This window comes from Cryobacterium zongtaii, from assembly GCF_002909375.1.
Taxonomy (GTDB): domain Bacteria; phylum Actinomycetota; class Actinomycetes; order Actinomycetales; family Microbacteriaceae; genus Cryobacterium; species Cryobacterium zongtaii.
The window spans coordinates 210,166-234,775 of the sequence record NZ_PPXD01000009.1 but is presented as its reverse complement, the minus strand read 5'-3'; the positions used below and the strand labels follow the sequence as shown (position 1 = coordinate 234,775).

Annotated in this window: 25 protein-coding genes and 2 pseudogenes; 17 read left to right on the top strand and 10 right to left on the bottom strand. The window is 68.8% G+C overall.

Features of this window, described 5'->3' with window-relative positions:
- From C3B61_RS19665 to C3B61_RS09245, 7 genes and pseudogenes are all read left to right on the top strand, one after another.
- Nucleotides 1-244, top strand: a pseudogene (locus tag C3B61_RS19665) (hypothetical protein); the annotation flags it as partial.
- A gap of 81 nt (nucleotides 245-325) precedes the next feature.
- Complete coding sequence (locus C3B61_RS09270) at nucleotides 326-832, top strand: universal stress protein (protein ID WP_103460344.1); 507 nt, start codon at nucleotides 326-328, stop codon at nucleotides 830-832.
- Between the two features lie 106 nt (nucleotides 833-938).
- The gene (locus tag C3B61_RS09265) at nucleotides 939-1,823 is read left to right on the top strand and encodes an ABC transporter ATP-binding protein (RefSeq protein WP_103460343.1); all 885 of its coding nucleotides are present in this window, start codon (nucleotides 939-941) and stop codon (nucleotides 1,821-1,823) included.
- Nucleotides 1,820-2,977, top strand: coding sequence for an ABC transporter permease (locus tag C3B61_RS09260; protein WP_103460342.1), 1,158 nt, complete (start codon nucleotides 1,820-1,822; stop codon nucleotides 2,975-2,977). The genes C3B61_RS09265 and C3B61_RS09260 overlap by 4 nt, the downstream gene beginning before the upstream one ends.
- A 125-nt stretch (nucleotides 2,978-3,102) precedes the next feature.
- Complete coding sequence (locus tag C3B61_RS09255) at nucleotides 3,103-4,173, top strand: threonine aldolase family protein (RefSeq protein WP_103460341.1); 1,071 nt, start codon at nucleotides 3,103-3,105, stop codon at nucleotides 4,171-4,173.
- On the top strand, nucleotides 4,170-5,876 hold the full coding sequence (locus C3B61_RS09250) for a long-chain-fatty-acid--CoA ligase (RefSeq protein WP_103460340.1): 1,707 nt from the start codon (nucleotides 4,170-4,172) through the stop codon (nucleotides 5,874-5,876). Before C3B61_RS09255 ends, C3B61_RS09250 begins: the two co-directional genes overlap by 4 nt.
- A gap of 122 nt (nucleotides 5,877-5,998) precedes the next feature.
- Nucleotides 5,999-6,574 (top strand): nitroreductase family protein, encoded by a 576-nt coding sequence (locus C3B61_RS09245; protein WP_103460339.1) that lies wholly within the window; start codon nucleotides 5,999-6,001, stop codon nucleotides 6,572-6,574.
- Between the two features lie 65 nt (nucleotides 6,575-6,639).
- On the opposite strand, the gene C3B61_RS09240 is transcribed toward C3B61_RS09245, so the two are convergent.
- A complete protein-coding gene (locus tag C3B61_RS09240) occupies nucleotides 6,640-7,689 on the bottom strand; it encodes a zinc-dependent alcohol dehydrogenase family protein (protein ID WP_103460338.1) in 1,050 nt (349 codons plus the stop codon).
- A 71-nt stretch (nucleotides 7,690-7,760) separates the two neighbouring features.
- A complete protein-coding gene (locus C3B61_RS09235; RefSeq protein ID WP_103460337.1) occupies nucleotides 7,761-8,258 on the bottom strand; it encodes a nitroreductase/quinone reductase family protein in 498 nt (165 codons plus the stop codon).
- Between the two features lie 140 nt (nucleotides 8,259-8,398).
- Here C3B61_RS09235 and C3B61_RS09230 point away from each other — a divergent pair, with 140 nt between their 5' ends.
- From C3B61_RS09230 to C3B61_RS09205, 6 genes are read left to right on the top strand one after another with little or no spacing between them, the layout of a single operon-like run.
- On the top strand, nucleotides 8,399-9,220 hold the full coding sequence (locus tag C3B61_RS09230; protein WP_133160252.1) for a hypothetical protein: 822 nt from the start codon (nucleotides 8,399-8,401) through the stop codon (nucleotides 9,218-9,220).
- Complete coding sequence (locus C3B61_RS09225; protein ID WP_103460335.1) at nucleotides 9,217-10,845, top strand: AAA family ATPase; 1,629 nt, start codon at nucleotides 9,217-9,219, stop codon at nucleotides 10,843-10,845. The genes C3B61_RS09230 and C3B61_RS09225 overlap by 4 nt, the downstream gene beginning before the upstream one ends.
- A gap of 9 nt (nucleotides 10,846-10,854) precedes the next feature.
- Nucleotides 10,855-11,067 (top strand): DUF2997 domain-containing protein, encoded by a 213-nt coding sequence (locus C3B61_RS09220; RefSeq protein ID WP_103460334.1) that lies wholly within the window; start codon nucleotides 10,855-10,857, stop codon nucleotides 11,065-11,067.
- Nucleotides 11,064-11,765, top strand: coding sequence for a 4Fe-4S single cluster domain-containing protein (locus C3B61_RS09215; RefSeq protein ID WP_103460333.1), 702 nt, complete (start codon nucleotides 11,064-11,066; stop codon nucleotides 11,763-11,765). Before C3B61_RS09220 ends, C3B61_RS09215 begins: the two co-directional genes overlap by 4 nt.
- The gene (locus C3B61_RS09210) at nucleotides 11,762-12,256 is read left to right on the top strand and encodes a hypothetical protein (RefSeq protein ID WP_103460332.1); all 495 of its coding nucleotides are present in this window, start codon (nucleotides 11,762-11,764) and stop codon (nucleotides 12,254-12,256) included. The genes C3B61_RS09215 and C3B61_RS09210 overlap by 4 nt, the downstream gene beginning before the upstream one ends.
- 7 nt (nucleotides 12,257-12,263) lie before the next feature.
- Nucleotides 12,264-13,118 (top strand): ComEA family DNA-binding protein, encoded by an 855-nt coding sequence (locus C3B61_RS09205; protein WP_103460331.1) that lies wholly within the window; start codon nucleotides 12,264-12,266, stop codon nucleotides 13,116-13,118.
- Nucleotides 13,119-13,204: 86 nt separating this feature from the next.
- On the opposite strand, the gene C3B61_RS09200 is transcribed toward C3B61_RS09205, so the two are convergent.
- Nucleotides 13,205-14,203 carry an ATP-grasp domain-containing protein gene (locus C3B61_RS09200; RefSeq protein WP_103460330.1) on the bottom strand — a complete coding sequence of 333 codons (999 nt, stop codon included), beginning with the start codon at nucleotides 14,201-14,203 and terminating at the stop codon, nucleotides 13,205-13,207.
- Between the two features lie 126 nt (nucleotides 14,204-14,329).
- On the opposite strand from C3B61_RS09200, the gene C3B61_RS09195 reads away from it, so the two are divergent.
- Nucleotides 14,330-15,505 (top strand): MalY/PatB family protein, encoded by a 1,176-nt coding sequence (locus tag C3B61_RS09195; RefSeq protein ID WP_103460329.1) that lies wholly within the window; start codon nucleotides 14,330-14,332, stop codon nucleotides 15,503-15,505.
- Nucleotides 15,502-16,821, top strand: coding sequence for an O-acetylhomoserine aminocarboxypropyltransferase/cysteine synthase family protein (locus C3B61_RS09190; protein WP_103460328.1), 1,320 nt, complete (start codon nucleotides 15,502-15,504; stop codon nucleotides 16,819-16,821). Before C3B61_RS09195 ends, C3B61_RS09190 begins: the two co-directional genes overlap by 4 nt.
- Here the strand turns inward: C3B61_RS09190 and C3B61_RS20170 are convergent.
- Complete coding sequence (locus C3B61_RS20170) at nucleotides 16,814-17,263, bottom strand: sensor histidine kinase (protein ID WP_103460327.1); 450 nt, start codon at nucleotides 17,261-17,263, stop codon at nucleotides 16,814-16,816. The genes C3B61_RS09190 and C3B61_RS20170 overlap by 8 nt on opposite strands.
- A 95-nt stretch (nucleotides 17,264-17,358) precedes the next feature.
- A pseudogene (locus tag C3B61_RS20270) lies at nucleotides 17,359-17,445 on the bottom strand (histidine kinase dimerization/phospho-acceptor domain-containing protein); the annotation flags it as partial.
- Between C3B61_RS20270 and C3B61_RS20035 the strand changes: the two are divergent.
- Both C3B61_RS20035 and C3B61_RS20030 read left to right on the top strand, forming a co-directional pair.
- Entirely contained in the window at nucleotides 17,408-17,650 is a 243-nt protein-coding gene (locus C3B61_RS20035; protein ID WP_244285896.1) for a hypothetical protein, read from the top strand. The pseudogene C3B61_RS20270 and the gene C3B61_RS20035 sit on opposite strands and share 38 nt — an antisense overlap.
- Before the next feature lie 254 nt (nucleotides 17,651-17,904).
- Nucleotides 17,905-18,525, top strand: a complete 621-nt coding sequence (locus tag C3B61_RS20030; protein ID WP_103460326.1) for a hypothetical protein — start codon at nucleotides 17,905-17,907, stop codon at nucleotides 18,523-18,525.
- A 30-nt stretch (nucleotides 18,526-18,555) separates the two neighbouring features.
- Here C3B61_RS20030 and C3B61_RS09170 read toward each other — a convergent pair whose 3' ends face one another.
- From C3B61_RS09170 to C3B61_RS09150, 5 genes are all read right to left on the bottom strand, one after another.
- On the bottom strand, nucleotides 18,556-20,718 hold the full coding sequence (locus C3B61_RS09170) for an ATP-dependent Clp protease ATP-binding subunit (RefSeq protein WP_088457570.1): 2,163 nt from the start codon (nucleotides 20,716-20,718) through the stop codon (nucleotides 18,556-18,558).
- A gap of 67 nt (nucleotides 20,719-20,785) precedes the next feature.
- The gene (locus C3B61_RS09165) at nucleotides 20,786-21,454 is read right to left on the bottom strand and encodes an alpha/beta hydrolase (RefSeq protein ID WP_103460325.1); all 669 of its coding nucleotides are present in this window, start codon (nucleotides 21,452-21,454) and stop codon (nucleotides 20,786-20,788) included.
- Nucleotides 21,451-22,365: a VOC family protein gene (locus C3B61_RS09160; protein WP_103460324.1), complete on the bottom strand. Its 915-nt coding sequence runs from the start codon at nucleotides 22,363-22,365 to the stop codon at nucleotides 21,451-21,453. The genes C3B61_RS09165 and C3B61_RS09160 overlap by 4 nt, the downstream gene beginning before the upstream one ends.
- A gap of 64 nt (nucleotides 22,366-22,429) precedes the next feature.
- A complete protein-coding gene (locus tag C3B61_RS09155) occupies nucleotides 22,430-22,822 on the bottom strand; it encodes a VOC family protein (protein WP_103460323.1) in 393 nt (130 codons plus the stop codon).
- 126 nt (nucleotides 22,823-22,948) lie between these two features.
- Complete coding sequence (locus tag C3B61_RS09150; protein WP_103460322.1) at nucleotides 22,949-24,328, bottom strand: LLM class flavin-dependent oxidoreductase; 1,380 nt, start codon at nucleotides 24,326-24,328, stop codon at nucleotides 22,949-22,951.
- Between the last annotated feature and the right edge of the window lie 282 nt (nucleotides 24,329-24,610).

Here is a 24,610-nt window from a genome sequence, read left to right as displayed (position 1 = left end):
CTGCCACCGCCTCAAACACCAATCCAGCTTCACCACCCGCCAAGGCCCCGGCGGCGCCCTCACCTGGACCACCCCCGCCGGCAAGACCTACACCTCAGCCCCCACCAACACCGACCCCATCACCTACGACCCCGCCGCGTACCTCGCCGGCTACGACGGACGACCAGTCGGCCCCAGCAGCTCGGCGGCCACGCCAGCACACGCGCGAAGCCAGCCCGCGTCCGAGGACCCGCCGCCGTTCTGAGCCGGGTATCCCCGCTAGGGTCGAGGCAGAGCCCGGCACCGGGGGAACGGCGCCGGAGTCCTGCGTCGCGAAGGAGCAGCCATGGTGCGCACACACCCGCCCGTTGTCGTCGGTGTCACGGCGGGCCAGCCCGATGCCGTGGTCCTGGCCGCATCGGAATTCGCCGCCCAATTCGGTGCCGAGCTGATCTGCGCCTCGGTGGACCCGAGTCGCTTCATGCTCGAGGAGCTGCCCGACGGCAGCATGACGAGCGCCTCCTTCGACCCGGACTCGTTTGAGCAGGCGGCCGCCGAGTTCGACCCGGGCCTGCGCGCCCAGATCGAACGGGTGCTGGCCGGCCGCGGGGTCGGCTGGTCGACCCGGGCCCTCGCCGGCGAGCCCGCTAGGGCGCTAGGCCATCTCGCCGGCACCGTGCGGGCCATGATGATCGTCGTCGGGTCCCGGGAACCCACCGTGCGGCACACCCTCCGGTCCTTCTTCACCGGATCGGTGGCCGTGCGCCTCGCCCACGGCCAGCAACGTCCGGTCATCATCATCCCGCTCAACCCGATTCCCTTCGGCACCGAACTACCCTGGGACGAAGAGTAGGGCCGAGCGCCTCACCCTGTGGGCGGAGGCAGGCACTCACCCCGCAGGCGGATGCGGCCACGGCCCCGCATCCCTAGCGTTGACGGTACGCAACGAAAGGGCAGACATGCTCGAGATCAGGGACATCAACAAGCATTACGGCACCCACCAGGTGCTCACCGATGTGAGCTTTAGTGTGGGCGCTGGCCGCATGACCGGCTTCGTCGGCGCCAACGGTGCCGGCAAGACCACGTCGATGCGCATCATTCTGGGGGTGCTCTCGCCGGATTCCGGCAGCGTGCTGCTCGACGGCGTCGCGCTCACCGCCGGTGACCGGCGCCGGTTCGGCTACATGCCGGAGGAACGCGGCCTCTACCCCAAGATGAAGGTCGCCGAACAGCTGGTCTACCTGGCGCGGCTGCACGGCATGAGCACCAGCGCCGCCAAGCGCAACGCCAACGACCTGCTCGAGCGGCTCGGCCTCGGCGAGCGCGCCAACGATCTCGTCGAGGCCCTGTCGCTGGGCAACCAGCAGCGCGCCCAGATCGCCGCAGCGCTCGTGCACGACCCCGAGTTCCTGGTCCTCGACGAACCGTTCTCCGGCCTCGACCCCATCGCCGTCGAGGTGGTTCTCACGGTACTCAAGGAGCGTGCCGCCGCCGGCGCCCCCGTGCTGTTCTCCTCGCACCAGCTCGACCTCGTCGAACGGCTCTGCGACGACCTCGTGATCATCGCCGCCGGCGAAATCCGCGCCAACGGGTCCCGCGAACGCCTGCGCGAGCAGTTCAGCACCCCCAGGTTCGAAATCCACACGGATGCAGACGCCGGCTGGATCCGCGGCGTGTCCGGCATCACCGTGATCGACTTCGACGGCGGCGAAGCCGTCTTCGAAGCCGACTCCGACGCCGCCAGCCAGCAGGTCCTCCGCGAGGCCCTCACCCGCGGCGCCGTGCACTCCTTCGGCCACCTCCGGCCCTCCCTCTCCACCATCTTCAAGGAGGTCGTGCGATGAGCACCGACACCGAACCTGGCACTGGCACTGGCACCGGAACAGAACCCCGCCAGAGCGCCGCAGCCCGCACCACACCCCCCGCGCCCAATTTCTGGGCCAGCGTCTGGCTGGTCGCCACCCGCGAGATCGTCTCGCGCCTGCGCAGCAAGGCCTTCCTGATCTCCACCGGCATCCTGCTGCTGATCGCGGTCGGCTCCGTCGTCGCCGGCGGCATCATGAGCGCCAACCCGTCCACCACCTCGGTGGCTGTGGTCGGCTCGGCCGGATCCGTGGTCGGCGAGGCCGCCGGTCTCACCATGGTCCCCGCCGACGGCGTCGCTGAGGCGGAGGCCCTGGTGCGCGACGGCACCGTCGAAGCCGCCGTGGTGCCTGACGACTCCCTGCTCGGCGTCAGCGTGATCGCCCTTGATTCACCACCGAGCGCGGTCATGAACGCGCTCAGCGTCTCCCCCGCCGTCGAACTGCTCGACCCGGCCGAACAGGGCGGCTTCCTCGTCTACATCGTGGCGCTCGGCTTCGGCCTGGTGTTCTTCATGTCGGCGCTGACCTTCGGCTCCACCATCGCGCAGAGCGTGGTCGAAGAGAAGCAGACCCGGGTCGTCGAGATCCTGATGTCCGCCATCCCCGTGCGCGCCCTGCTGGCGGGCAAGGTGGTGGGCAACTCGATCATGGCGCTGGGTCAGATCGTGGCCATCGCCCTGCTCGTGGGCATCGGCATGGCGGTCACCGGCCAACGGGTGCTGCTGGCCGACCTGGGTCCGGCCATCGGCTGGTTCGCGGTGTTTTTCGCCTTCGGCTTCGTGATGATCGCCGCCCTGTTCGCGGCGACGGCGTCGATGGTGTCCCGCCAGGAAGACGTGGGCTCGACCACCGCACCGGTGACGTACCTCGTGATGATCCCCTACTTCCTGGTGATCTTCTTCAACGACAACCCGCTCGTGATGGCCATCATGTCCTACGTCCCGTTCTCCGCACCGGTCGGGATGCCCGTGCGCATCTTCCTGGGCTCGGCCGAGTGGTGGGAGCCGGTGCTGGCGCTGATCATCCTCGCCGTGACCACGGCCGGAGTGATCATCCTGGGCTCGCGCATCTACCGCAATTCGCTGCTGCGGATGGGCGGCCGCGTCACCATCAAGCAGGCCCTGCGCGGCTGATCGGCGCGAAAGCGCGAATCCGGGCCTGACCCGGGGTGTTGACACGCTGTGCAGGCACACAATCCGTGCGACACCCCGGAGCAGACGCACAGATTCGCCACCCAGGTTTACGCCAAGATGGAGGGGTGACCTCCCTCCATGACCTGCTCTCCCGCGGTTTCGCGTCCGACAACTATTCGGGCATCCACCCGGAGATTCTCGACGCCATCGTGCGGGCCAACGGCGCCCATCAGATCGCCTACGGCGACGACGTCTACACAGCCGAGCTGCAGCGCGTTTTCGCGCGGCACTTCGGTGACGGCGTCGAGGCGTTCCCGGTGTTCAACGGCACCGGCGCCAACGTCACCGGGCTGCAGTCGATGCTGCCGCGCTGGGGAGCGGTGATCTGCGCGAGCACCGCGCACATCAACACCGACGAGGGCGGTGCTCCCGAGCGGGTCGGCGGCCTCAAGCTGCTGCCGATCGAGACGCCGGACGGCAAGCTCACTCCCGCCCTGATCGACCAGGAGGCCTGGGGCTGGGGCGACGAGCACCGCGCCCAGCCGCTCGTGGTGTCGATCACCCAGACCACCGAGCTCGGCACCCTGTACACGCCCGCAGAGGTGCGCGCCATCGCCGACCACGCGCACGCCAATGGCATGCTGCTGCACATGGACGGCGCCCGCATCTCCAACGCCGCGGCCGCCCTCGGGGTGCCGTTCCGGGAGTTCACCAGCGACGCCGGTGTCGACGTGCTCAGCTTCGGCGGCACCAAGAACGGCATGATGCTCGGCGAGTGCATTGTGGTGCTCAACCCCACCTCATCCACCGGGCTCAAGTACCTGCGGAAGCTCAACATGCAGCTGTCCTCGAAGATGCGCTTCATCTCGGCCCAGCTGATCGCCCTGCTTGACAGCGACCTGTGGCTGCGGAACGCCGACCACGCCAACGCCATGGCCGCACGCCTGCGCGGCGCGCTCGAAGAGGGTCTGGCGGATGGCTCGGTGACCGGACTCTCGTTCAGCCAGCCCACCCAGGCCAACGCGATCTTCGCCGTGCTGCCCGCCGGCGTGGCCGACAAGGTGCGCGAGTTCTACAGGTTCTACGACTGGAACCCGGCCACCGGCGAGGTGCGCTGGATGTGCGGCTTCGACACCACCCCCGACGACGTCGACGATTTTGTCGCCGCCCTGAAGAAGGAACTGATCAGCGCATGAACGTCTTCACGAACAAGCCCTGGTTGAGCTCATACGCCGCGGGCGTGCCCAACACGATCACTGATCCCACCGAGACCCTCATCGACATGATCGAGGGCTCCACCCGCCGGTTCGCCGACAAGGTGGCGCTGGACTTCTTCGGCGGCACCATGACCTACGGGCAGCTGGGCGATGAGATCTCTCGCGTGGCGAACGGCCTGCGCCGGCTCGGCGTCAAGCCCGGCGACAGGGTGGCCCTGGTGCTGCCGAACTGCCCGCAGCACATCGTCGCGTTCTACGCCGTGCTGCGGCTCGGCGCGATCGTGGTGGAGCACAACCCGCTCTACACCGAACGTGAGCTGCGCCACCAGTTCGAGGACCACGGCGCCAGCGTCGCCATCGTCTGGGACAAGGTGTACACCACGGTGCGCGGCTTCCCCCGCGACATGGGTCTGCACACCGTCGTGGCCGTCGACGTCACCAAGTCGATGCCGCTGACCACCCGGCTGGCCCTGCGCCTGCCGATCCCCAAGTCCCGCACCGCCCGCGCTGCCCTCACCGTGGCCCAGCCGCTCAAGGACGCCATCGAGTGGAGCGCCCTGGTGGGTTCCCGCCGGCTGCGCACCGCGCATCCGCGCCCGCTGCTCGGCGACACCGCCGTGCTGCAGTACACCAGCGGCACCACCGGCTCGCCCAAGGGCGCCATCCTCACCCACTTCAACCTGCAGGCCAACGCCCAGCAGAGCGAAGCCTGGGTGCCTGGGCTCGAGCGCGGCAACGAGGTCTTCTACGGCGTCCTGCCGATGTTCCACGCCTACGGCCTCACCCTCTGCCTCACCGTCGCGATGTCGATCGGCGCCCGGCTGGTGCTGTTCCCCAAGTTCGACGTGGGCCTGGTGCTCAACGCGGTCAAACGCACCCCTCCCACCTTCCTGCCCGCGGTGCCCCCGATTTACGAGAAGCTCGTGACGGCCGCCAACGCGCAGAAGGTCAGCCTTCGCGGCACCAAGTACGCCATTTCCGGGGCGATGAGCCTGCCCCAGTCCACTGTCCAGCTGTGGGAGGAGGCCACCGGCGGCGTACTCGTCGAGGGGTACGGCATGACCGAGTGTTCGCCGATCGCGGTGGGCAACCCGATGGGCGAGAGCCGGCGCAATGGCACCGTAGGCGTCCCGTTCCCGAGCACCGAGATCCGGGTCGTCGACCCCGCGAACCCCGCGGTCGACCGCGGCTTCGACGAAGAAGGCGAGCTGCTGATCCGTGGCCCGCAGGTGTTCTCCGGCTACTGGGACCGCCCCACCGAAACCGCCCAGACCCTGCTGGCGGATGGCTGGTTGCGCACCGGTGACATCGTCACGGTGTCGCCGGACGGCTTCGTCACCATCGTGGACCGCATCAAGGAACTGATCATCACCGGCGGCTTCAACGTATCGCCCTCCGAGGTGGAGGCCGCCCTGCTCTCGCACCCCGACATTGCCGACGCCGCCGTGGTCGGCCTCAAGAGCGAGCACGGCGGCGAGGATGTCGTGGCCGCCGTGGTGCTGATCGCCGGCGCCACCCTCGACGTGGCCGGCCTGCGGGAGTACTGCCGCACCCGCATCTCTGCCTACAAGGTGCCCCGCCGTATCGTCGAGGTCGACGACCTACCCCGGTCGCTGATCGGCAAGGTGCTGCGCCGCAAGGTGCGCGACAATCTCGAAGCGGCGGCCGAGCACACCGCCTGACCGACGGTATCGGGTCAAATATGCGGGCGCATGGAATAACCGCGCCCGCACCGCGTTGACCAGATTGGGACGATGATGCCCCGCACCAATCGACAGACACGCACCAGAGAAAGCCGGGCATCATGACCCTCATCACCGACACCCACAGCCGCGCCGCGGACACGACGGCTCCGATCCTCCCCGCGATGGCCGAGCGCTGGAGCCCGCGCGGCTTCGACCCGACCGCCGTCATCGACGAGGACACCCTCACCACCGTGCTCGAGGCCGCCCGCTGGGCGCCATCCGGCAACAACAACCAGCCGGCCCGGTTCATCGTCGCACGCCGCGGTTCCGAGAGCTTCGCCAAGATCCACGCGAACCTGATGGGCTTCAACCAGGCCTGGGCCGACAAGGCGTCGGTGCTGATCCTCAACATCGCCGAAGGTGACAACCCCTGGGCGCAGTACGACCTCGGCCAGGCCGTCGCTCACCTCACCATCCAGGCCCAGCACGAGGGCCTGTTCAGCCACCAGCTGGGCGGTATCGACCGCAAGGCGCTGGCAAGTGCGTTCCGTCTCAAGGAGAACCAGGACGCCGTCACCGTGACCGTGCTGGGTGTGCTCGGCGACGCCGACGCGCTCAGCCCCGAACTGCTCGAACGCGAGATCGCGCCGCGCACCCGCAAGCCGCTGACCGAGATCCTGCTGGTCAACGACTAAGCCCCTGAACCAAAGAACGCCCCTCCGCTCGGCGAGCAGAGGGGCGTTCGCGGTTCGCGACGGGGCTACGGGCGCAGCAGCACCTTGATGGCGCGGCGCTCGTCCATGGCGGCGTAGGCCAGCGCCACTTCGGACAGCGGCAGCTGCAGGTCGAAGACCCGGCCGGGGTTGATCGCTCCGCTGAGCACCTCGGGCAGCAGCTCCTCAACGTATCCGCGCACGGATGCGACGCCGCCGTTCACGCCCACGTTGCGGCCGAAGAGGGCCTTGATCGGCAGCTCGGCGCCGCCGTTGGGCACGCCGACGTAGCCGACCATGCCGCCGGGCCGGGTCGAGCGGATCGCCTGGTCCATCGACTCCTCGGTGCCAACGCACTCGAGCACGCAGTCGGCGCCGACACCGTCGAACATCTCCAGGATGCTCTCGACACCCGCGTCGCCCCGCTCCTCGACGATGTCGGTGGCACCGAATTCGCGGGCGACGGCCTGCCGGTCGGCGTGACGGGACATGGCCACGATGCGGGACGCGCCCAGGCGCTTGGCGGCGATGATCGCGCAGAGGCCCACGGCCCCGTCGCCGACCACGACGACGGTGCTGCCGACGGTGACGCCGGCCGAGACGGCAGCGTGGTGGCCGGTGCCCATCACATCGGCGAGGGTGAGCAGGCCAGGGACCTGGTCATCCGTGGGCTGTACGGGGGTGGCGACAAGCGAACCGTCGGCGTGCGGAACCCGCACCCGTTCGCCCTGGGCGCCGTCGGCGAAGCCGCCGAGCTGGTCGTCCGAGCCCCACCAGCCGCCGTTGAGGCAGGAGGTGCTGACGCCGTTCCGGCAGTTGACGCAGGTGTTGTCGCAGTCGTAGAACGGGGCGATGACGAAGTCGCCGACCTTGATGGTGGTGACGTCAGGACCGATCTCGTCGACGATGCCGACGAACTCGTGGCCGATCCGGTGCGGCTCGTCGGTGGCGGTCACGCCGCGGTACGGCCAGAGGTCTGACCCGCAGACGCAGGCCGCCACCACCCGCACGATGGCGTCACCGCCGGTGGACAGGACGGGGTTGGGAACTTCATCGAGTCGGACATCCCGCTCGCCGTAAATAACTGTTGCACGCATCCGAAAAGCCTAACCCTCAGCCCGCGAACCGTGAGTTTTGCCCCAGGAACCGCCAGATTCCGGTGCTTAACTCACGGTTCGCGGGAGGCGGGAACAGGTTCGAGGACCACAACGGCAGTTTCGGTCGGGCGGCGGCGGGCCAAACCGTCGAGGTCCTTGTCCACCGTCCGCCAGCGGTCCCACAGCCGGGAACGTTCCCCTCCGGTCGCGGCGCGCGCGACGACGTGGCGGGTCCCATCGGCGAGCTGGACCTCGCAGCGCGGCTGCGCCTGCAGGTTCAGCCACCACGCGGGCTCGGCTTCGCCCCAGCCGTTCATCGCCAGGGTCACCAGGTTCGGGCCGTCCTCCAGATAGCCCACGATCACGGACCGTTCCTGACCGCTGCGGCGCCCGGTCGTGGTCAGCCGCAGCGCACCCCACCGCTGGGGCCGCGCACGCCACAGTCCACGTCGTCCACCGGTCAGGCGGAACAGGGCCCTGTGCACTTTCCAGGCCAGCACGACGAACCAGCGCGGCGGCAGCCACGGGGTCCGCTCTCCGGTCTCGCTACCGCGGCCGGGGGTCGTCATGACGATCGTTTCCTCTCGGTTGCTCGGTCGGAACGGATCCGTTCAGCGCGACTGTACAACCGTTCCGCCCGCTCGCCTCGGCTTTGCCCCCAGTAGTCTGTGAACACTGCGCCGCGCGCACCGGGGGGAGGAGACGCATCGTGAGTATGGGGAACGTCTCGGTGTCGAGCACGGCTCGGCGACGTATCCGCACGTTCTCGGTGTGGGTCTGGGCCTGGGGCGCCGTGGTTCTCTTTATCGGCGCACTCAACACCTACGCCGACGTCGGGATCGGCGACGAGGGCTTCGCGATCCTCGGCGACGGGGAGAACCCGTGGGACGTCGAGGATCCGCCGGTTTTCGAACCAGACGGCACCACCTATTCGGGCGAGGGCAGCGGCCTGATCCGCATTCCCCTCGAGGACCACGCTCAAGACCCCTACATCGTGCGGCTCGTCTCTGGCGACTATCTCGACCTCTACGCCACCAGGGTCGAGGATCTCAACCAGCCCGCCGATGACCGCGGCTACCCGGAGAACATCGGGTACTTCTACGACCCCGACGATGAAGCACTCGTCCTCCCGCCCGACGGCGACCTCGAACTGTGGGTGCGTACCGACGACCCGTGGGAGCTCACCCTGCAAAAGGCGGAGGTCGACGAGATCACCGACGGGTTCGCCAGCGGCGAGGGCAACGACTTCCTCGTCTACCGCGGCGACGCGGTCAGCGCACGCTTCCAGCACAAGGGCGAGGGAATCTTCTACGTGACCATCCAGACCATCGGGGAGCGGTCAGACCGACCCATCATCGAGTCCGGCGACGTCGATCAACGCCTGTCCTGGGACCCCACCGACGCCGTTTACATCTCCATCGAGGCCGACGACGGCCGGGGTGCCTGGTCGGTCGACATCGACGAACTGGCGCTGGATGCCCCGACAGTTGTCGAACCGGACCCCGCCGAAACCCCGAGAGGAACACCATGAGTTTCGCCGAGACGCTCGACCAGGCCTTCAAGGCCCGCCTGCCGCTGTTGTACATCGAAACCAGCGAGGAGGTGCGCGCCCTCGAAGAGGTCACCCGCGCCGCCCAGGCGCTACGGCGCCCCCGCGAGGTGTGGACCTGGACGAGCGCAACCGGGCTGATCGGTCCCGACGGCAAGGGCATCAACAACACGACCACTCCCGCCCGGGCGCTCGATCACATCGTCGGCATCTCCGAGAACGCCGTCTTCGTGTTCTGCGACCTGCACGCCTACTTCGGCACCGAGCAACGCCCCGGCGACCCCGTCATCATCCGCAAGGTGCGCGAGACCGTTCTCGAACTGCGCCACGCGGATGCCGCCCGCGCGCTGGTCGTGACGGCTCCGGTTCGGTGCATCCCACCCGAGCTGGACAAGCTCGCCCACCTGCTCGAGTTCCCGCTGCCGAACACCACCGAACTGCGCTCGATGCTCGACACCATGATCGAGAACAACGCGTCGGGCAGCGGCCGGATCAAGGTGCAGGCCGACGAAAAGACCCTCGAGGCCCTGGTGCAGGCCGCCCGCGGCCTGACCATGTCCGAGGCCGAGAACGCGTTCGCCCGTGCGATGGTCGACGACGGCCGGCTCACCTCGAGCGACATCACCGTCGTGCTCGACGAGAAACGCCAGATCGTCAGCAAGTCCGGCCTGCTCGACTTCGTCACCAAAGCCCTCGACCTCGACTCCGTCGGCGGTCTGAACAACCTCAAGCGGTGGTTGTCCAGGCGCGACGGCTCCTGGCTGGCCGAGGCCGAGGAGTTCGGCCTGCCGGCCCCGAAGGGAGTCCTCATCACCGGCGTTCCCGGCTGTGGAAAGTCGCTGACCGCGAAGGCGATGGCGGCGTCGTGGGGGCTGCCGCTGCTCCGGCTCGACATCGGCCGGATCTTCTCCGGACTCGTCGGCTCCTCGGAGCAGAACCTCCGCACCGCACTCGCCACCGCCGAGGCCGTGGCCCCGTGCATCCTCTGGGTCGATGAGATCGAGAAGGGCTTCTCCAACACCACGGGCACCGGAGACTCCGGCACCACCGCGCGCGTGTTCGGGTACTTCCTCACCTGGATGCAGGAGAAGCAGCATCCGGTGTTCGTCGTCGCCACGGCCAACAACATCGACTCGCTGCCGCCGGAGTTCATGCGCAAGGGCCGGTTCGACGAGATCTTCTTCGTCGACCTGCCCACCGCCGTCGAGCGGCGCGCCATCTGGAGCATCCAGCTCGCCTCCAACGCCACCGCCGGCAACGGGCTCGCGGCCATCGGCGCATCCGACGTGGAGAAGCTCGTCGACGACAGCGACAACTACTCCGGCGCCGAGATCGAGCAGGCCGTCATCGTGGCGCTCTACGAGGCCTTCGCCGAACGCCGGCCGGCGACCCTGCACGATCTCACCGAGGCGATCACCAATATGATCCCGCTCGCCGTCACCCAGGCCGAGGAGGTGCAGGCCATCCGCGCCTGGGCCGAGGTCCGCGCCGTGCGGGCGACCGGCAGCGAAGACATCGACCCCCACGAAGACGCGCTGGTCGGCGCCGGCGACACCACCGGTGCGGGGCTTTCCAGCCGCCGCGGCGGACGCACCGTTGACTTCTAAGGACACCCCATGACAGACAAGCAGCTCATCGTGCAGGTCCGGCCCGACGGTACCGTGCACGCCGAAACCCTCGGCATGTTCGGCAACGAGTGCCTGGACTACATCATCGTGCTCGAGAACATGCTCGAGGCCGAGACGACATCGTCGTCATTCACGGACGCGTACGCGCAGGTCGCCGCGGAGCAGGAGACGACGGCAGAGAACTGGGACGGCGCCAGATGACCCTGCTCTTGGGCATTGTCGAGCCGATCGCCAAGCCGGGCACCGACCTGCGCTGGTCGCGCTTCCTGGCCGCGACGACCGCCGAAGGCCCCGGCCTGCGCTCGGCACTGTGGGTGCAGGGCTGCAGTGTGCACTGCCCCGGCTGCTTCAACCCGCAGCTCTGGGCCGAGATCGGCGGCACGGTCGAGAACACGGCGCAGCTCGCCGAGCGTTTTGCAGCGGATGCGGTCAGCGCCGGCGTCGAAGGAATCACCCTTCTCGGCGGTGAACCCTTCGATCAGGCCGCCGCACTCGCGTCGATTGCGGAAGCCTTCCGCACAGCCGGGCTGACCGTGATGACCTTCTCCGGTTACCCGCTCGACCTGCTCACCGGCTGGTCGGTGACCCGGCCGGACATCGCCCGGCTGCTCGACGCCACCGACCTGCTCATCGACGGACCGTACCTGCGTGACCGGCCCGATGCCGGGCGCCCCTGGCTCGGGTCGACCAATCAGGGCATCCGTGCGCTCACCCCGGCCTACGCCGCCGAGGTCGCCCGGATCGAACTGGAGGGCGGGCTCGACCGGCTCGAAATCCGCATCCACCCCGACGGCCGGATCGACGTGAACGGTTGGGCCGACGACGCGGCGCTCGAAGAACTCCTGCATGACCTCGGTCCCCGACTGGACCGGCCCGCAACGAAAGCGAGACGCGCATGAGTGTCACCCTGATCCTCCTCCCCCTCGCCCTGGCCGCGGCCGCCGCTGCCGGCGGTGTCGGCGCGATCGGCGCTGCCGTGACGGCGAAGGGCACGGACGGCGCCGGATCTCGGCCCGCGATCCGGGTACGCACCCGGATGAAGGACAGCACGCTGCTCGCCGACGCTCTGACGAACCTCGGCGCCACTGCCATCGACGCGTCACGCTCGCGTGTCACCGCCGAGATCGACGGCGTCTCGCTGACCATGACCCTCACCGAGGATTCGGTCTGGGAGGCTCATGTGGAGGGCTTGGACGGCCGGGACGTCACCGTCGCGAGTGCCACCGGACTTCTGCAGCAGCTCGACACCGAATATGCCGCGATGGTGCAACAGGCCGTCGCGGCGAAGATTCGCGCTCGAGCGGCTGGTTCGGGCTTTGAGCTCGTCTCGGAGACCCGGGAGGCGGATGACACCGTGACCATGGTGCTCAACGTCCGCGCGGGAGCGTAACGAACCGATGACGAACGCCCCCAGTCGCACGCGCGGCGCACCGGTGACGGCCACCGCGACGGGACCGTCGATCTACTGGCGCCTCGGCGCCAGCTCGTGGTTGCTGCTCCTGCTGGTCGGCGGCGGCGCACTGGCGTGGCTCGCCTTCGGGCTGCTGGCCATAGTGGCCCGGCGCCGGTCCTGGGGGATCATTGCCGGTGTGTACGGGGTGGCCGCGATCATCGTGCTGATTCCAGAGGATCCCGCGGGTGAGATCGCCCAAGGCTCGCTGTACCTCGTGGTCTTGCTGCACGGCTTGATCATCAACCAGGGCTGGCTTCTGCTCCTCTGGGAGCGGAACGAAAACGGCCTCACGATATTCGGCAACCCCCGCGGCGGAGCGGCGCGGCGCGCACCGACGCGCAGGCCGCAGCGTGCAGCGGCGCTGCCGAAGGAGGCGGAACGGCTCCTGGGCGGCGGCGGCACATCGAGGTCGGACTACCTCGACGATTCCGCTGCCGCGCCGGCGGCGCCGCGCCGGCGCCGGTCCACACGTGCCCAGCGCCGTGCGGAGGAAGACGCGGCCGCGCGCGGCGCCGCCTCGACCCCGGCTCCGGCATCCGCTGCGCCCGCACCCGCGGCCGAGCTCGTCGACGTGAACACGGCGAACCAGCGCACGCTCGCGAAGCTCGCCGGGATGGACCGCGGGTCGGCCAAGGCGGCGGTCGCCGAGCGCACCAAGCGCGGCGGCTTCGCCTCCCTCGAGGCCTTCGCCGCCACAGCCGGACTCCAGCCGCACGAGCTCGTGCGCCTGGGCAGCGAGGCGTTCTGCTCACCACGCCCCCGCGCCAAGCGCAGCTTCGGCCGCCGAGTCGACTACTGACCGCCGAGCCAGTCCGCGGCACGATTCAGACACGACACACACGCACGTCACTGGGTCTCGACAAGCTCGACCGACGACGGGGCAGGTTAGGGCTTGCCGCCGACCTGCGGGTAGGACGCGGCGAGCACCCCGGCCAGGTAGGCCACGATCGCGCCAGGGCCGCTTTTCGGCGCTGCAGCCTCGATCTCTGCGTTGTAGTTGGTGTTGGTGTTCACGTCGTAGGTCACCACCCGGGCGTCGGCGGTTTCGATGAACTCGATCCCGGCGATCTCGATGCCCTCTGTGCGCAGGAAGTCCCGGTACCGGTCGATGATCGGGTGCTCGAACCCCTCCCGCAGCGCGAAGATCTGCTGCCCGGCCTCCGGCATGATGGTGGCCCCGGGCGGCAGCAGCAACGCACCGGTGGTCGGGTCGATGGCGCAGGCATCCGCGGGGCAGAGCTGGTAGCCGCCGCGGGCGGTGTCGGCGGTGATCGCGTAGATGAACTCGTCGCCCACGATCTCGACCCGGGTGACCTCGGCGTGCGCTGACACCACGAACTCCTGCAGCAGCGAGATGCCGTCCTCGGGTTCCGCGTACTCGCCGGCCGCAATCGCCGCCGCCAACTCGGCGGCGCTGTCGAACTTCTGCACGCCCAGGCCCTTGCCGCCCTGGTTGTGCTTGGTGATGAACGGAGTGGGGAAGTCCGCTGCCGCTTCGGCGAGCCGGTGCGTGCCGACGACCACGCGGGTGCGTGGCACGTCGAAGCCCTGCGCGCGCAGCCGGGTGAGCTGATCGACCTTGCTCACCTCGAGTTCGATGGTGCGGCGGCCGTTCACGGTGCGGGCGCCGTACGCCTCCAGCCAGTTCAGTACGCTGCGGGTGTAGTCCTTCGACATGCCGTGCCCGCGGGTGTGCGCCGACGCGCTGATCCGCGACCAGAAGATGCCGGCCGGCGGCGCCTCGTCGAGGTCGAGCACACCGTCGACGAGCAGCCATTCCCGGTACGGCACCCCGGCCGCCTCGAACGCGGCCTGGAACGGTCCGAACCAGTCCGGGTTCTCGTGCAGCACGTGGACGACGGGGGTGGCGGGGAGAAGGCTCATGAGACGAGCCTTCCACGTCACGACGGTCCCCGCACGCTGACACATGGCGTAAAGGTCCCTCCACCCTCCCCGCCCGGTTACTAGGGTCAGAAAACGGCCCATGCACGCTCGATGCGAAAGTACCCGATGACTCACTCACGTTTCGACGAGATCACTCGTGACGAGCTCAGCCGTGCCAGCAGCCGCAAGTGGAGCCTGCACCCGGGCACCATCGGCGCCTGGGTGGCCGAGATGGACTTCGGCACGGCGCCCGCGGTGTCCGCCGCCCTGCACCGAGCCGTCAACGCCGGCGAGCTGGGCTATCTCGCTCCCACCACGACGCGGCTGATGGCCGAGGCCACCGCGGACTGGCTCCGGCAGGATTCCGGCTGGGTCGTGCCCCCGGAGAACATCCACCCGGTGTCCGACGTGATGTCGGCCTTCGACGTGACAGTGCGCCGGTTCTCGCCGGACGGCAGCGGCGTCATCGTCCCCACCCCGTCGTACATGCCGTTCCTCAGCTTCACGCCCACCCTGGGCCGGAAGATCTTCGAGGTTCCCGGCCACACCGTCGACGGTCGCTGGAGTCACGACCTGGCCGGCATCGACCGGGCGTTCCATGCCGGCGCCCGCACCCTCGTGCTCTGCAACCCGCACAATCCCACCGGCGTGGCCCTGACCCTGGCGGAGCTCGAAGCCATCGCCGACGTCGTCGAGCGGCACAACGGCCGGGTCTTCGCCGACGAGATCCACGCGCCGCTCCGCTACGGCAATACCCCGCACATCCCGTACGCGTCGATCTCCCGCGAGACGGCCCGGCACACCATCACGGCCACCTCGGCCTCCAAAGCCTGGAACCTGCCCGGCCTCAAGACCGCGCAGTTCATCACCTCGAACCCGGCCGACGAAGAGGTCTACCAGGTCTACGGCTTCAGCGTGGTGCACGGTGCGTCGACGCCGGGGGTCATCGCCGCCACCGCCGCGTACGCCGACGGCAGAGACTGGTTGGCCGAGGTGATCACCTATCTCGACGGCAACCGCACGGCCCTGCGGGACCTGCTCGACGAGCACCTGCCCGAGGTGCGGTACTCGCTGCCGGACGCCACCTACATAGCCTGGCTGGACTGTTCGGCGTTGGGTCTCGAGGGGTCCATCGCCGACTTCTTCCGCACCGAGGCCGGGGTCACGCTCACCGACGGGGCCCTGTGCGGCACCGGGTACGCCAACCATGCCCGTCTGATCTTCGCCATGCCCCGCCCCCTTCTCGAGCAGGCGGTGCGGCAGATGGCCGTCGCCGTGCACCGACTGAAAGTGACCCTGTGACCCTCGACGCCACCACAGACTGTCCGTCCCAGCCCGAGTACGACTGGGAGGGCTACGCCTTCGACACCCGCCAGGTGCACGCCGGCGAGTACGACGACCTCACCAGCGGCGCCCGCATCTCGCCCATCAACATGACCGCGGGGTTCAGGTTCGACTCCTTCACGGATGCCAAGGCCCGCTTCGCCGGCGAGGCCGACGGTCTCATCTACTCCCGGCAGCGCAACCCCTCCGGCGGGGTCGCGGAGCGAAGGATCGCCTCGCTCGAGGGCGGCACCGAGGCCATCGTGGTGGCCTCCGGCCAGGCCGCGATCACCGCGGCGCTGCTGTCGATCGCGCAGTCCGGTGATCACATAGTCTCCACAGCGAGCATCTACAGCGGCACCCGCATCCTCTTCGGGCGCAGCTTCGCCCGGTTCGGGGTCACGGTCGACTACGTCTGGGACGAATTCGACGACGACGAGTGGGACCGTGTCATCCGGCCTAACACCAAGGCCATCTTCAGCGAGACCATCCCCAACCCGAAGAACGACATCGTCGACATCGGCCGGGTCGCCGCGGTCGCACAACGGCACGGCATCCCGTTCGTGGTCGACAACACGATAGCGTCGCCGTTCCTGATCCGGCCGTTCGAGCACGGCGCAGACGTCGTGGTGCACTCGTCGACCAAGTTCCTCAGCGGACACGGCGCGGCGATCTCCGGCACCATCGTCGACGGCGGCAGCTTCGACTGGGCCGCCGCCGACCGGGAGTACCCGCTGATCACGAAGTCCGCGGCGGGCCTGCCGTCCATCGCCGAGAAGTTCGGGCGCACGGCCTATGCGCGAGCAACCCGCGAAGCCGTCGTCAACGACATCGGCCCGGCGCTGAGCCCGTTCAACTCGTTCCTGCTGCACCAGGGCATCGAGACGCTGTCGCTGCGGATGGAACGGCACCTGTCGAATTCGCTGGCCATCGCGGCCTGGCTGGCCGAGCATCCGGGTGTGCAGAGCGTCGACTACGCCGGCCTGCCCGGCAATCCGGCTTTCGACCTCGCCCAGCGGCTCTACGGCGGCCGGAGCGGCTCGGTGTTCTCGTTCACCGTGCGGGGCGGCGAAGCAGGGGCGGGCCGGTTCCTCGACCGGCTGCGGGTGATCAGCCACATGACCAACATCGGCGACACCCGGTCGATGGCGTTGCACCCCGCCACGTCGACGCACGCCTCGTTCAGTCAGGAGTTGCGCCAGCGTTTGGGCATCGGCCCCGGCCTGATCCGCCTCTCGGTGGGTATCGAAGCCGTGGCCGACCTCATCGCCGACCTGGACCGCGCGCTCAGCTGACCAGCGGCAGGCGCACCGTGAAAGTGCTGCCCTCGCCGAGCACACTGGAGACCTGCACGGTGCCCTGGTGGGCGTGCACCACGGCCCGCACGATCGCCAGGCCCAGGCCCATGCCGGGGATGGCCAGTTCGGTGGAGTTGCGGGCCCGGAAGAACCTGTCGAAGACCTGTCGCTGATCCTCGGCGCTGAGGCCGATGCCGTCGTCGGCGACCCGCACCACCGCATGCGTCTCGTCGTGGTCGACGCTGAGCGAGACCGAGCCCCTGGCCGTGAGAACTTGATGGCGTTGGCGAGCAGGTTGTCGATGGCCTGCTCGATCGCCAGCGGGTCCACCCTGGCGATCACCGCGGCGTTGTCGTGGGCGCTGATGGTGATGCCGGCGCTCTGCGCGCGCTGCCGGGCGGTGCCCAGGCTGGAGCGCAGGATCCCGCCGAGGTCGCAGTCGACCAGGTGAATCGGCGGCTGGCCTTCGGTGGCGCTGAGCAGTTGCGCGATCACCGAGAGCAGCCGCTCGGCGTTGCGCTCGATCACGCTCACCTCCATGGTGATGCCGAGCTTCTCGGCGTCGATCAGGCCCAGGTAGCCGATGATCGAGGTCAGCGGGGTGCGCAGCTCGTGCGACACCGTGGCGAGAAAGCCGTCCCGCACGGCGATCGCCTCCACCAGCGGGGTCACGTCGGTGGCCACCACGACGGTGCCGAGCGGATACCCTGACTCACGTTCGACCACACCGGAGGACGCGATGATGGCGCTCTGGTCGTCGTCACCGCCGACCCAGTACACCCGGCCGGCGACGAGGTCCCCGCGCATGGCCCTGGCGGCGATCTGATCGTCGAGGGCGACCAGGGTGGTGCGGTCCACGTCGAAGACGAGCGACGCATCCCGGCCGTAGGAGCCGGTGGCCGAGTCGGTGCGCAGGGCGAGGGCGCGGGCGGCGGCGTTGCTCAGGATCACCTCGCCCTGCGGGTTGTAGAGCTCGATGCCGGCATCCACGGTCTCCATCACCGCTTCGAAAGTGGCCTGCCGGTCGGTTGCCTCGAGCAGGGCTGTGCGCAGCTCGCCGGACACCGCCACCAGCTCGCGTTGCTGAGCCCGCAGAGCGTTGGCGGCGATGCGGGCGGCGACGGCGATGAACGCGGTGATGATGGGCAGGAGCAGCACCGCTCCCCAGCCGACAGCGTCGGTGGGAAAGCCACCGGCCTGCACCAACGGAAGGCCGCTCACGAACACCGCCCCGACCAGGGCCAGGCCCAGCGCCCACCAGGCGAAGCCGTAAGCCAGCCAGAGCACGGGCAACACTATGAGCATCCCCACGGCGGGGAAGGTGTCGCGCACCCCGTCACGGAGGAACGCGACCACCACGACGTCGAGCAACGGAACCATGACCAGCCACTCGTGCCCGAACCGCGGCCAGGGCACCAACAGGCCCAGCAGGGTGGCGACGACGGCCAGGCCCAGGCCCACCTGGAAACCCGTTTCGAGAAGGGCCTCCGGCCGACCGGCCAGCACGAAGCCCAGGAGCACCGCCACACCGGCCAGAAACGGCGCCTGGGCCAAGGGAAACTCGCGGATACTCGGCGGCCGAACCATCGGCACGAGACCACCCATTGCCTGCGTCACTCGACGATCCTCACGTTCGCGAGGCGTCTTAGGCTCAGTTGCCAGCCCTCCCCTGAATTCAAGCAGGTTGACAGGCTGAATTAGCCGTGTTCGGGGACCAATTCTGCCCGGGTTTCAGGCGTGCCCGATCGGGGCCACGGCCACGGTCAGCGAGTCGCCGTCCTCGGCGAGGTCGACCAGAACCGTCTCACCGTCACGGATGCTGCCATTCAGCAGCGCCGTGGCCAGCCTGTCGTCGATCTCGGTCTGCATCAGCCGCCGCAACGGCCGGGCCCCGTAGATCGGGTCGTAGCCGCGTTCGGCCAGCCAGGAGCGGGCATCCGGGGTCACGGCCAGCTCGAGCCGGCGTTCGCCCAGGCGGCGCTGCAGCCTGTCGACGTAGAGCTCCACGATCTGGGCGAGGTCGTCGGTGGAGAGCGACGAGAACACCACGATGTCGTCGAGCCGGTTCACGAATTCGGGCTTGAAGGCCTGCCGCACCATCTGCTGCACGGCCTCTTCCTTCTCTTCGGTGCTGAGGCTGGGGTCGACCAGGTACTGCGAGCCGAGGTTGGAGGTGAGCACCAGGATGGTGTTGCGGAAGTCGACCGTACGGCCCTGGCCGTCCGTGAGCCGGCCGTCGTCGAGCACCTGCAGCAGCACGTCGAACACTTCGGGATGCGCCTTCTCCACCTCGTCGAAAAGAATGACCGAATAGGGCCGACGCCGCACGGCTTCGGTGAGCTGGCCGCCCTGTTCGTACCCGATGTACCCGGGAGGGGCGCCGACCAGTCGGGAGACGGAGAACTTCTCGCCGTACTCGCTCATGTCGATGCGCACCATGGCCTTCTCGTCGTCGAAGAGGAACTCGGCGAGCGCCTTGGCCAGCTCGGTCTTGCCCACGCCGGTGGGCCCGAGGAACAGGAACGAGCCGGTGGGCCGGTCGGGGTCGGAGATGCCGGCGCGTGACCGGCGCACCGCATCGGCCACGGCCCGCACGGCCCGCTTCTGGCCGATCAGCCGGTGGCCGAGTTCCCCCTCGAGGTTGAGCAGCTTGTCGGTCTCGCCCTGCAGTAACCGGCCCACCGGGATACCGGTCCAGGCGGCGACCACCGCGGCAATGTCCTCCGCCGTGACCTGATCGCCGACCATCCGGGCGCCCTCCTGCTCGGTCTGCTCGGCCTCGGCGAGCTCACGCTCGATCACGGGGATATCGCCGTAGAGCAGCCGGGAGGCCTTTTCCAGGTCGCCGCGACGTTCGGCCAGCTCGGCCTGGCTGCGGGCGCTCACCAGGCGCTTCCTCAGATCGCCGACCCGGTTGAGTGATGCACGTTCCTTCTGCCAACGTTCCTGCAATTCGCCGAGCTTGACCTGGCGCTCGGCCAGATCGCCGCGTAGCTTCTCCAGGCGCGCCTTGGAGGCGTCGTCCTTCTCCTTCTTGAGCGCCATTTCCTCGAGCTTGAGCCGGTCCACGCTGCGGCGCAGCTCGTCGATCTCCACCGGTGAGGAGTCGATCTCCATCCGCAGCCGGCTGGCGGCCTCGTCGATCAGGTCGATGGCCTTATCGGGCAACTGCCTCGCGGTGATGTACCGGTTCGAGAGGGATGCCGCGGCGACGAGCGCGGCATCCGCGATCGAAACTTTGTGGTGCGCCTCGTAACGCTCCTTGAGACCGCGGAGGATGGCGACGGTGTCCTCGACGCTCGGTTCGTCCACCATCACCGGCTGGAACCGACGCTCGAGCGCGGCATCCTTTTCGATGAATTCGCGGTATTCGTTCAGGGTGGTGGCGCCGATCAGGCGCAGTTCACCGCGGGCGAGCATGGGCTTGAGCATGTTCGATGCCGCCACCGAGCCCTCGCCACCGCCGGCGCCCATCAGGGTGTGCAGCTCGTCGACGAAGGTGATGATCTGGCCGTCGGCGTCGTTGATCTCCTTGAGCACGGCCTTCAGGCGTTCCTCGAACTCGCCGCGGTACTTGGCGCCGGCCACCAGCGCGGCCAGGTCGAGCGACACCAGCTGCTTGTCCTTGAGCGAGTCGGCCACGTCACCGGCGACGATGCGCTGGGCCAGGCCCTCCACCACGGCGGTCTTGCCCACGCCGGGTTCGCCGATCAGCACTGGATTGTTCTTGGTGCGCCTGGTGAGCACCTGGCTCACCCGGCGAATCTCAGCGTCACGGCCGATCACGGGGTCGAGCTTGCCGCTCCGGGCAATGTCGGTGAGGTTCACGCCGTACTGTTCCAGCGCGGTCTTCTGCTTCTCGTCGGTGCCGGGGGCGCCCTGCATGTTGGCCATCAAAAATCATCCTCCGCGAATACTTGAGTGGACTCGGCTCAAGTTTAGACTGGAGGTGGCGGATGCGCTACCAGGGCACCTCCTTCGTGGTGGCCGGCGGCTTTCGGGCCGCGTGGAGGGCGAGGAAGTCGCGCACGTCGCCGGCCTCGGCGTCGTCGATTCCGTGGGCGAGGCCCGGGTAAATGCGTTCGACCAGGGTGGAGTGCCGCGGCAGGAAGGCGCTGGTGCGCGTGATCGCGGCCTCAGCGATGACCCGGTCCTCGGCGCCGCGACCCCAGAAGACGGCCGGGCGCGTCTCGGCGAGGGTCGCGTCGCCGGGCTGCTCTGCAGCCAGAACGAAGCCGCCGAGCACGACGGGGGCGAGCACTCGCTCGGGCCGGGTGCGCAGCAGCTGGCTGGCCATCAGGCCGCCCTGCGAGAAGCCGATCGGGATCACCCGGGTGCCGGGAGCCAGGTTCGCATCGACCCAGGCCCAGATCGTCTCGGTGGCCTCGGCGACAGGCCGGGCGTCGGGGTTTCCGGGCGTGGTGATCGGGAACCAGGCCGCGCCGCCGGTGCCGAGTTCGAGCGGCGCGCGCAGCGACGCCCACGGCAGGGCGAGCCCGAACGCCGGGATCAGGCCGGTCAGGTCGTGTTCGTTCGAACCATAGCCGTGCAGGAGCAGCGCGACCGCGGGTTCGGTGGTGCCGTCGGCCGGCCAGGCGGACGAGCGCACATCCCGCAGCTGCGGGGTCATCGGGCGATCAGCTCGTCGGTGGTGAGGTCGGGCAGCGCCATGGTGACCTGGGTGCCCCACGGGTCGGCGACCGTCACGGAGCGGCCGTCTCCGGCGAACGGAATCGACCGGGCGGTGAGGCGGGCGGTGAGGGAGTGCAGGTCAGCGATGGCGGGCACCGTCACGGCCACGTCACCGAGGCCGAGGCTCGCCGCGCGGGGGCCCGAGCCACGGCTGTTCCAGGTGTTCATGGCGATGTGGTGGTGGTAGCCACCCGCGGAGGCGAAGAGCGCGCCCGGGTAGCTGCCCTGGGTGGCCTCGAAGCCGAGCGCGTCGACGTAGAACGCCCGCGCCGTCTGGATGTCGCCGACCTGCAGGTGCACGTGCCCGACCGCGCCGGGCAGGGCGGAGCCGGCATCGACGATCGCCTGATCGAGGTGACCCTGCAGGTAGGCGTTGGGGTCGAGGTACTCGGTGGCCATCCGGATCTGTTCGCCGTCGTGGATCCAGGTGCTGCGGTCCCGGTCGGTGTAGAGCTCGACGCCGTTGCCCTCCGGGTCGGTGAAGTAGAACGCCTCGCTCACGAGGTGGTCGTTGGAGCCGATGAAGATGCTGCGCGGGTCCTGCGCAGCGCGGTAGACCGTCGCCGCGAGGCTGCCCGGGGTCTCGAAGAGGAACGCGGTGTGGAACAGGCCGGCCTGGCGCGGGTCGACGCCGGGCAGGTCCGGGGTGTGGATGAGCCGCACCAGCGGCGTCGTTCCCCGGCCGAGCACACGGTGCACCTCACGATTGCGACTGCGCTCCTCGAGGGGTTCCATCGCAAAGGCCCGGGAGTAGTAGTCAGACATGGTCTCGAGGTCACCGACCCGCAGGGTTACCGCCCCCATTGACGTGTCGGCGTCGAGGATCTGCTCGCGTGCTGTGTCGCTCATGATTGGCTCCCGGTCTCGCTACGAAATGCTTGTAGCTACAACCATACAACACGTTCCTCGGCGATCAGACCGGACTGGTCAGCTGGATGAGATTGCCACAGGTGTCGTCCAGCATGGCCACGACCACTGGGCCCATCGGCGTGGCCGGCTGGGTGATTCTCACACCCTTCGCTTCCAGCTCACGAACGGTGGCGGCCACATCGTCAACGGCGAACGAGGTGGCCGGGATGCCGTCCTCGACCAGCGCCCGCTGGTACGCCTGCGCCGCCGGGTGCACGTCCGGCTCCAACAGCAGCTCGACGCCGTCGGGCTCGCCCGGGCCGACCACGGTGAGCCAGCGGTGTTCGCCCACCGGCACATCCGTCTTCGGCAGGAAGCCGAGCTTGTCGGTGTAGAAGGCCAGGGCCTTCGCCTGGTCGTCGACGAAGATGCTGGTGACGTGGATGCGAATCGGCATGGGATTCTCCTCGTTCGGTAGAGCGGAGGGGCGCGGTGCGCTGATCCTAATACGCACGAAAGCGGCCGTGTGGTTGCCTCGTTTGGACGAGGTGACCACACGGCCGCATTCGCGAGCTGCGCCTGCTCAGGCGACGGGCACACCGACGCGGAAGTTCGCGCCGTGGTGCTCGTCGGGCAGGCGGTCGCCGCGGCCGTGCAGCTTCTGCCGCAGGGTGCCCTCGGTGTACTCGGTGGGGTAGACGCCCCGTTTCTGCAGCTCGGGCACCACCCAGGTGACCACGTCTTCGAAGGTGCCCGGCGTGATGGCGTAGGCCAGGTTGAACCCGTCCACGTCGGTCTCGGCCGCCCACTCCTCGAGCTGGTCGGCGACCTCCACACCGGAGCCCACGATGAACGGGCCGAGGCCGCCGATGGCGCCGGCCCGGGCGATGTCGCCGACGGTCCACTCGGAGCCGTCGTCGTTCGCGGCCTGAAAATTGGCCACGGCCGACTGGATGGCGTTGCTCTTGACGTTGCCGATCGGCTCGTCGAGCGCGAACTCGGACAGGTCGACCCCCATCCACCCGGACATGAACACCAGGGCGCCCTCTTCGCTGGCGTAGCTGAGGTAGCCGAGGTACTTGGCTTGAGCCTTCTCACTGGTCTCGTCGGTGATGATCGTGAGCAGCGTGTAGATCTTGGCCGAGTACCGGTCGCGGCCGGCCGCCTCGAGGGCATCGCGGATCTTGGTGACGGTGCCCGTGAGCACGGCCTTGGTCGACGCGGCCACGAAGATCGCTTCGGCGTTGCCTGCAGCGAACGCGATGCCGCGGCTGGAGGCGCCGGCCTGGTAGATCACGGGCGAACGCTGCGGCGACGGCTCGGAGAGGTGGATGCCCGGTACCTGGAAATGCTTGCCGGAGTGATTGATGGAGTGCACCTTGCTCGGGTCGGTGAAGACGCCGGTCTCGGTGTCGCGCACCACGGCGTCGTCCTCCCAGGACCCCTCCCACAGCTTGTACAACACCTCGAGGTACTCGTCGGCGTAGTCGTAGCGGTCGTCGTGCTCGAGCTGGTCTTCGTTGCCCATGTTGCGCGCGGCGGAGGGCAGGTAGCCGGTGACGACGTTCCAGCCGACCCGGCCCTTGGTGAGGTGGTCGAGCGTGGACATGCGTCGTGCAAAGGGGTACGGGTGCTCGTATGCGGTGCCGGCGGTGACACCGAATCCGAGGTGCTCTGTGACATATGCCATTGCGGGAATGACCAGGAGCGGGTCGGCGACGGGGATCTGTGCTCCGTTGCGGATCGCCGCTTCGTTGGTGCCGCCGTAGACGTCGTAGGTGCCGAGGACGTCGGCGAGGAAGATGCCGTCGAAGCGTCCCTTCTCGAGCAGCTTGGCGAGCTCGGTCCAGTACCCGAGGTCGGTGTAGCTCTGCGACCTGTCGTCGGGGTGGCGCCAGAGGCCGGAGGACTGGTGGGCGACGCAGTTCATGTCGAAGGCATTGAAGCGAATCTGTCTGGGCATGGATCAATGCTCACCTCTTCGCGGCCCGATCACATCCCTGCACGAAACACGACGTCACAGAGGGGTACGGCGCAGCATCTTCGAGCCGCCCGCACCGGTCGATGCGGGAGTGCAAGATCCTGCACCCGCGCGGACGGTCGGGGAGGCCGGCGCGGCGGCCGGCTCCGAATGAATGGGGGTGCCTTTTCTCCCGGCCAGGTGCCATACTGGCCCGGCAACGCCCCGACCGAGCCAACGCCACCGGCGGCCGCGCACCGCATGACCACTCATCGAAGAGGAGTC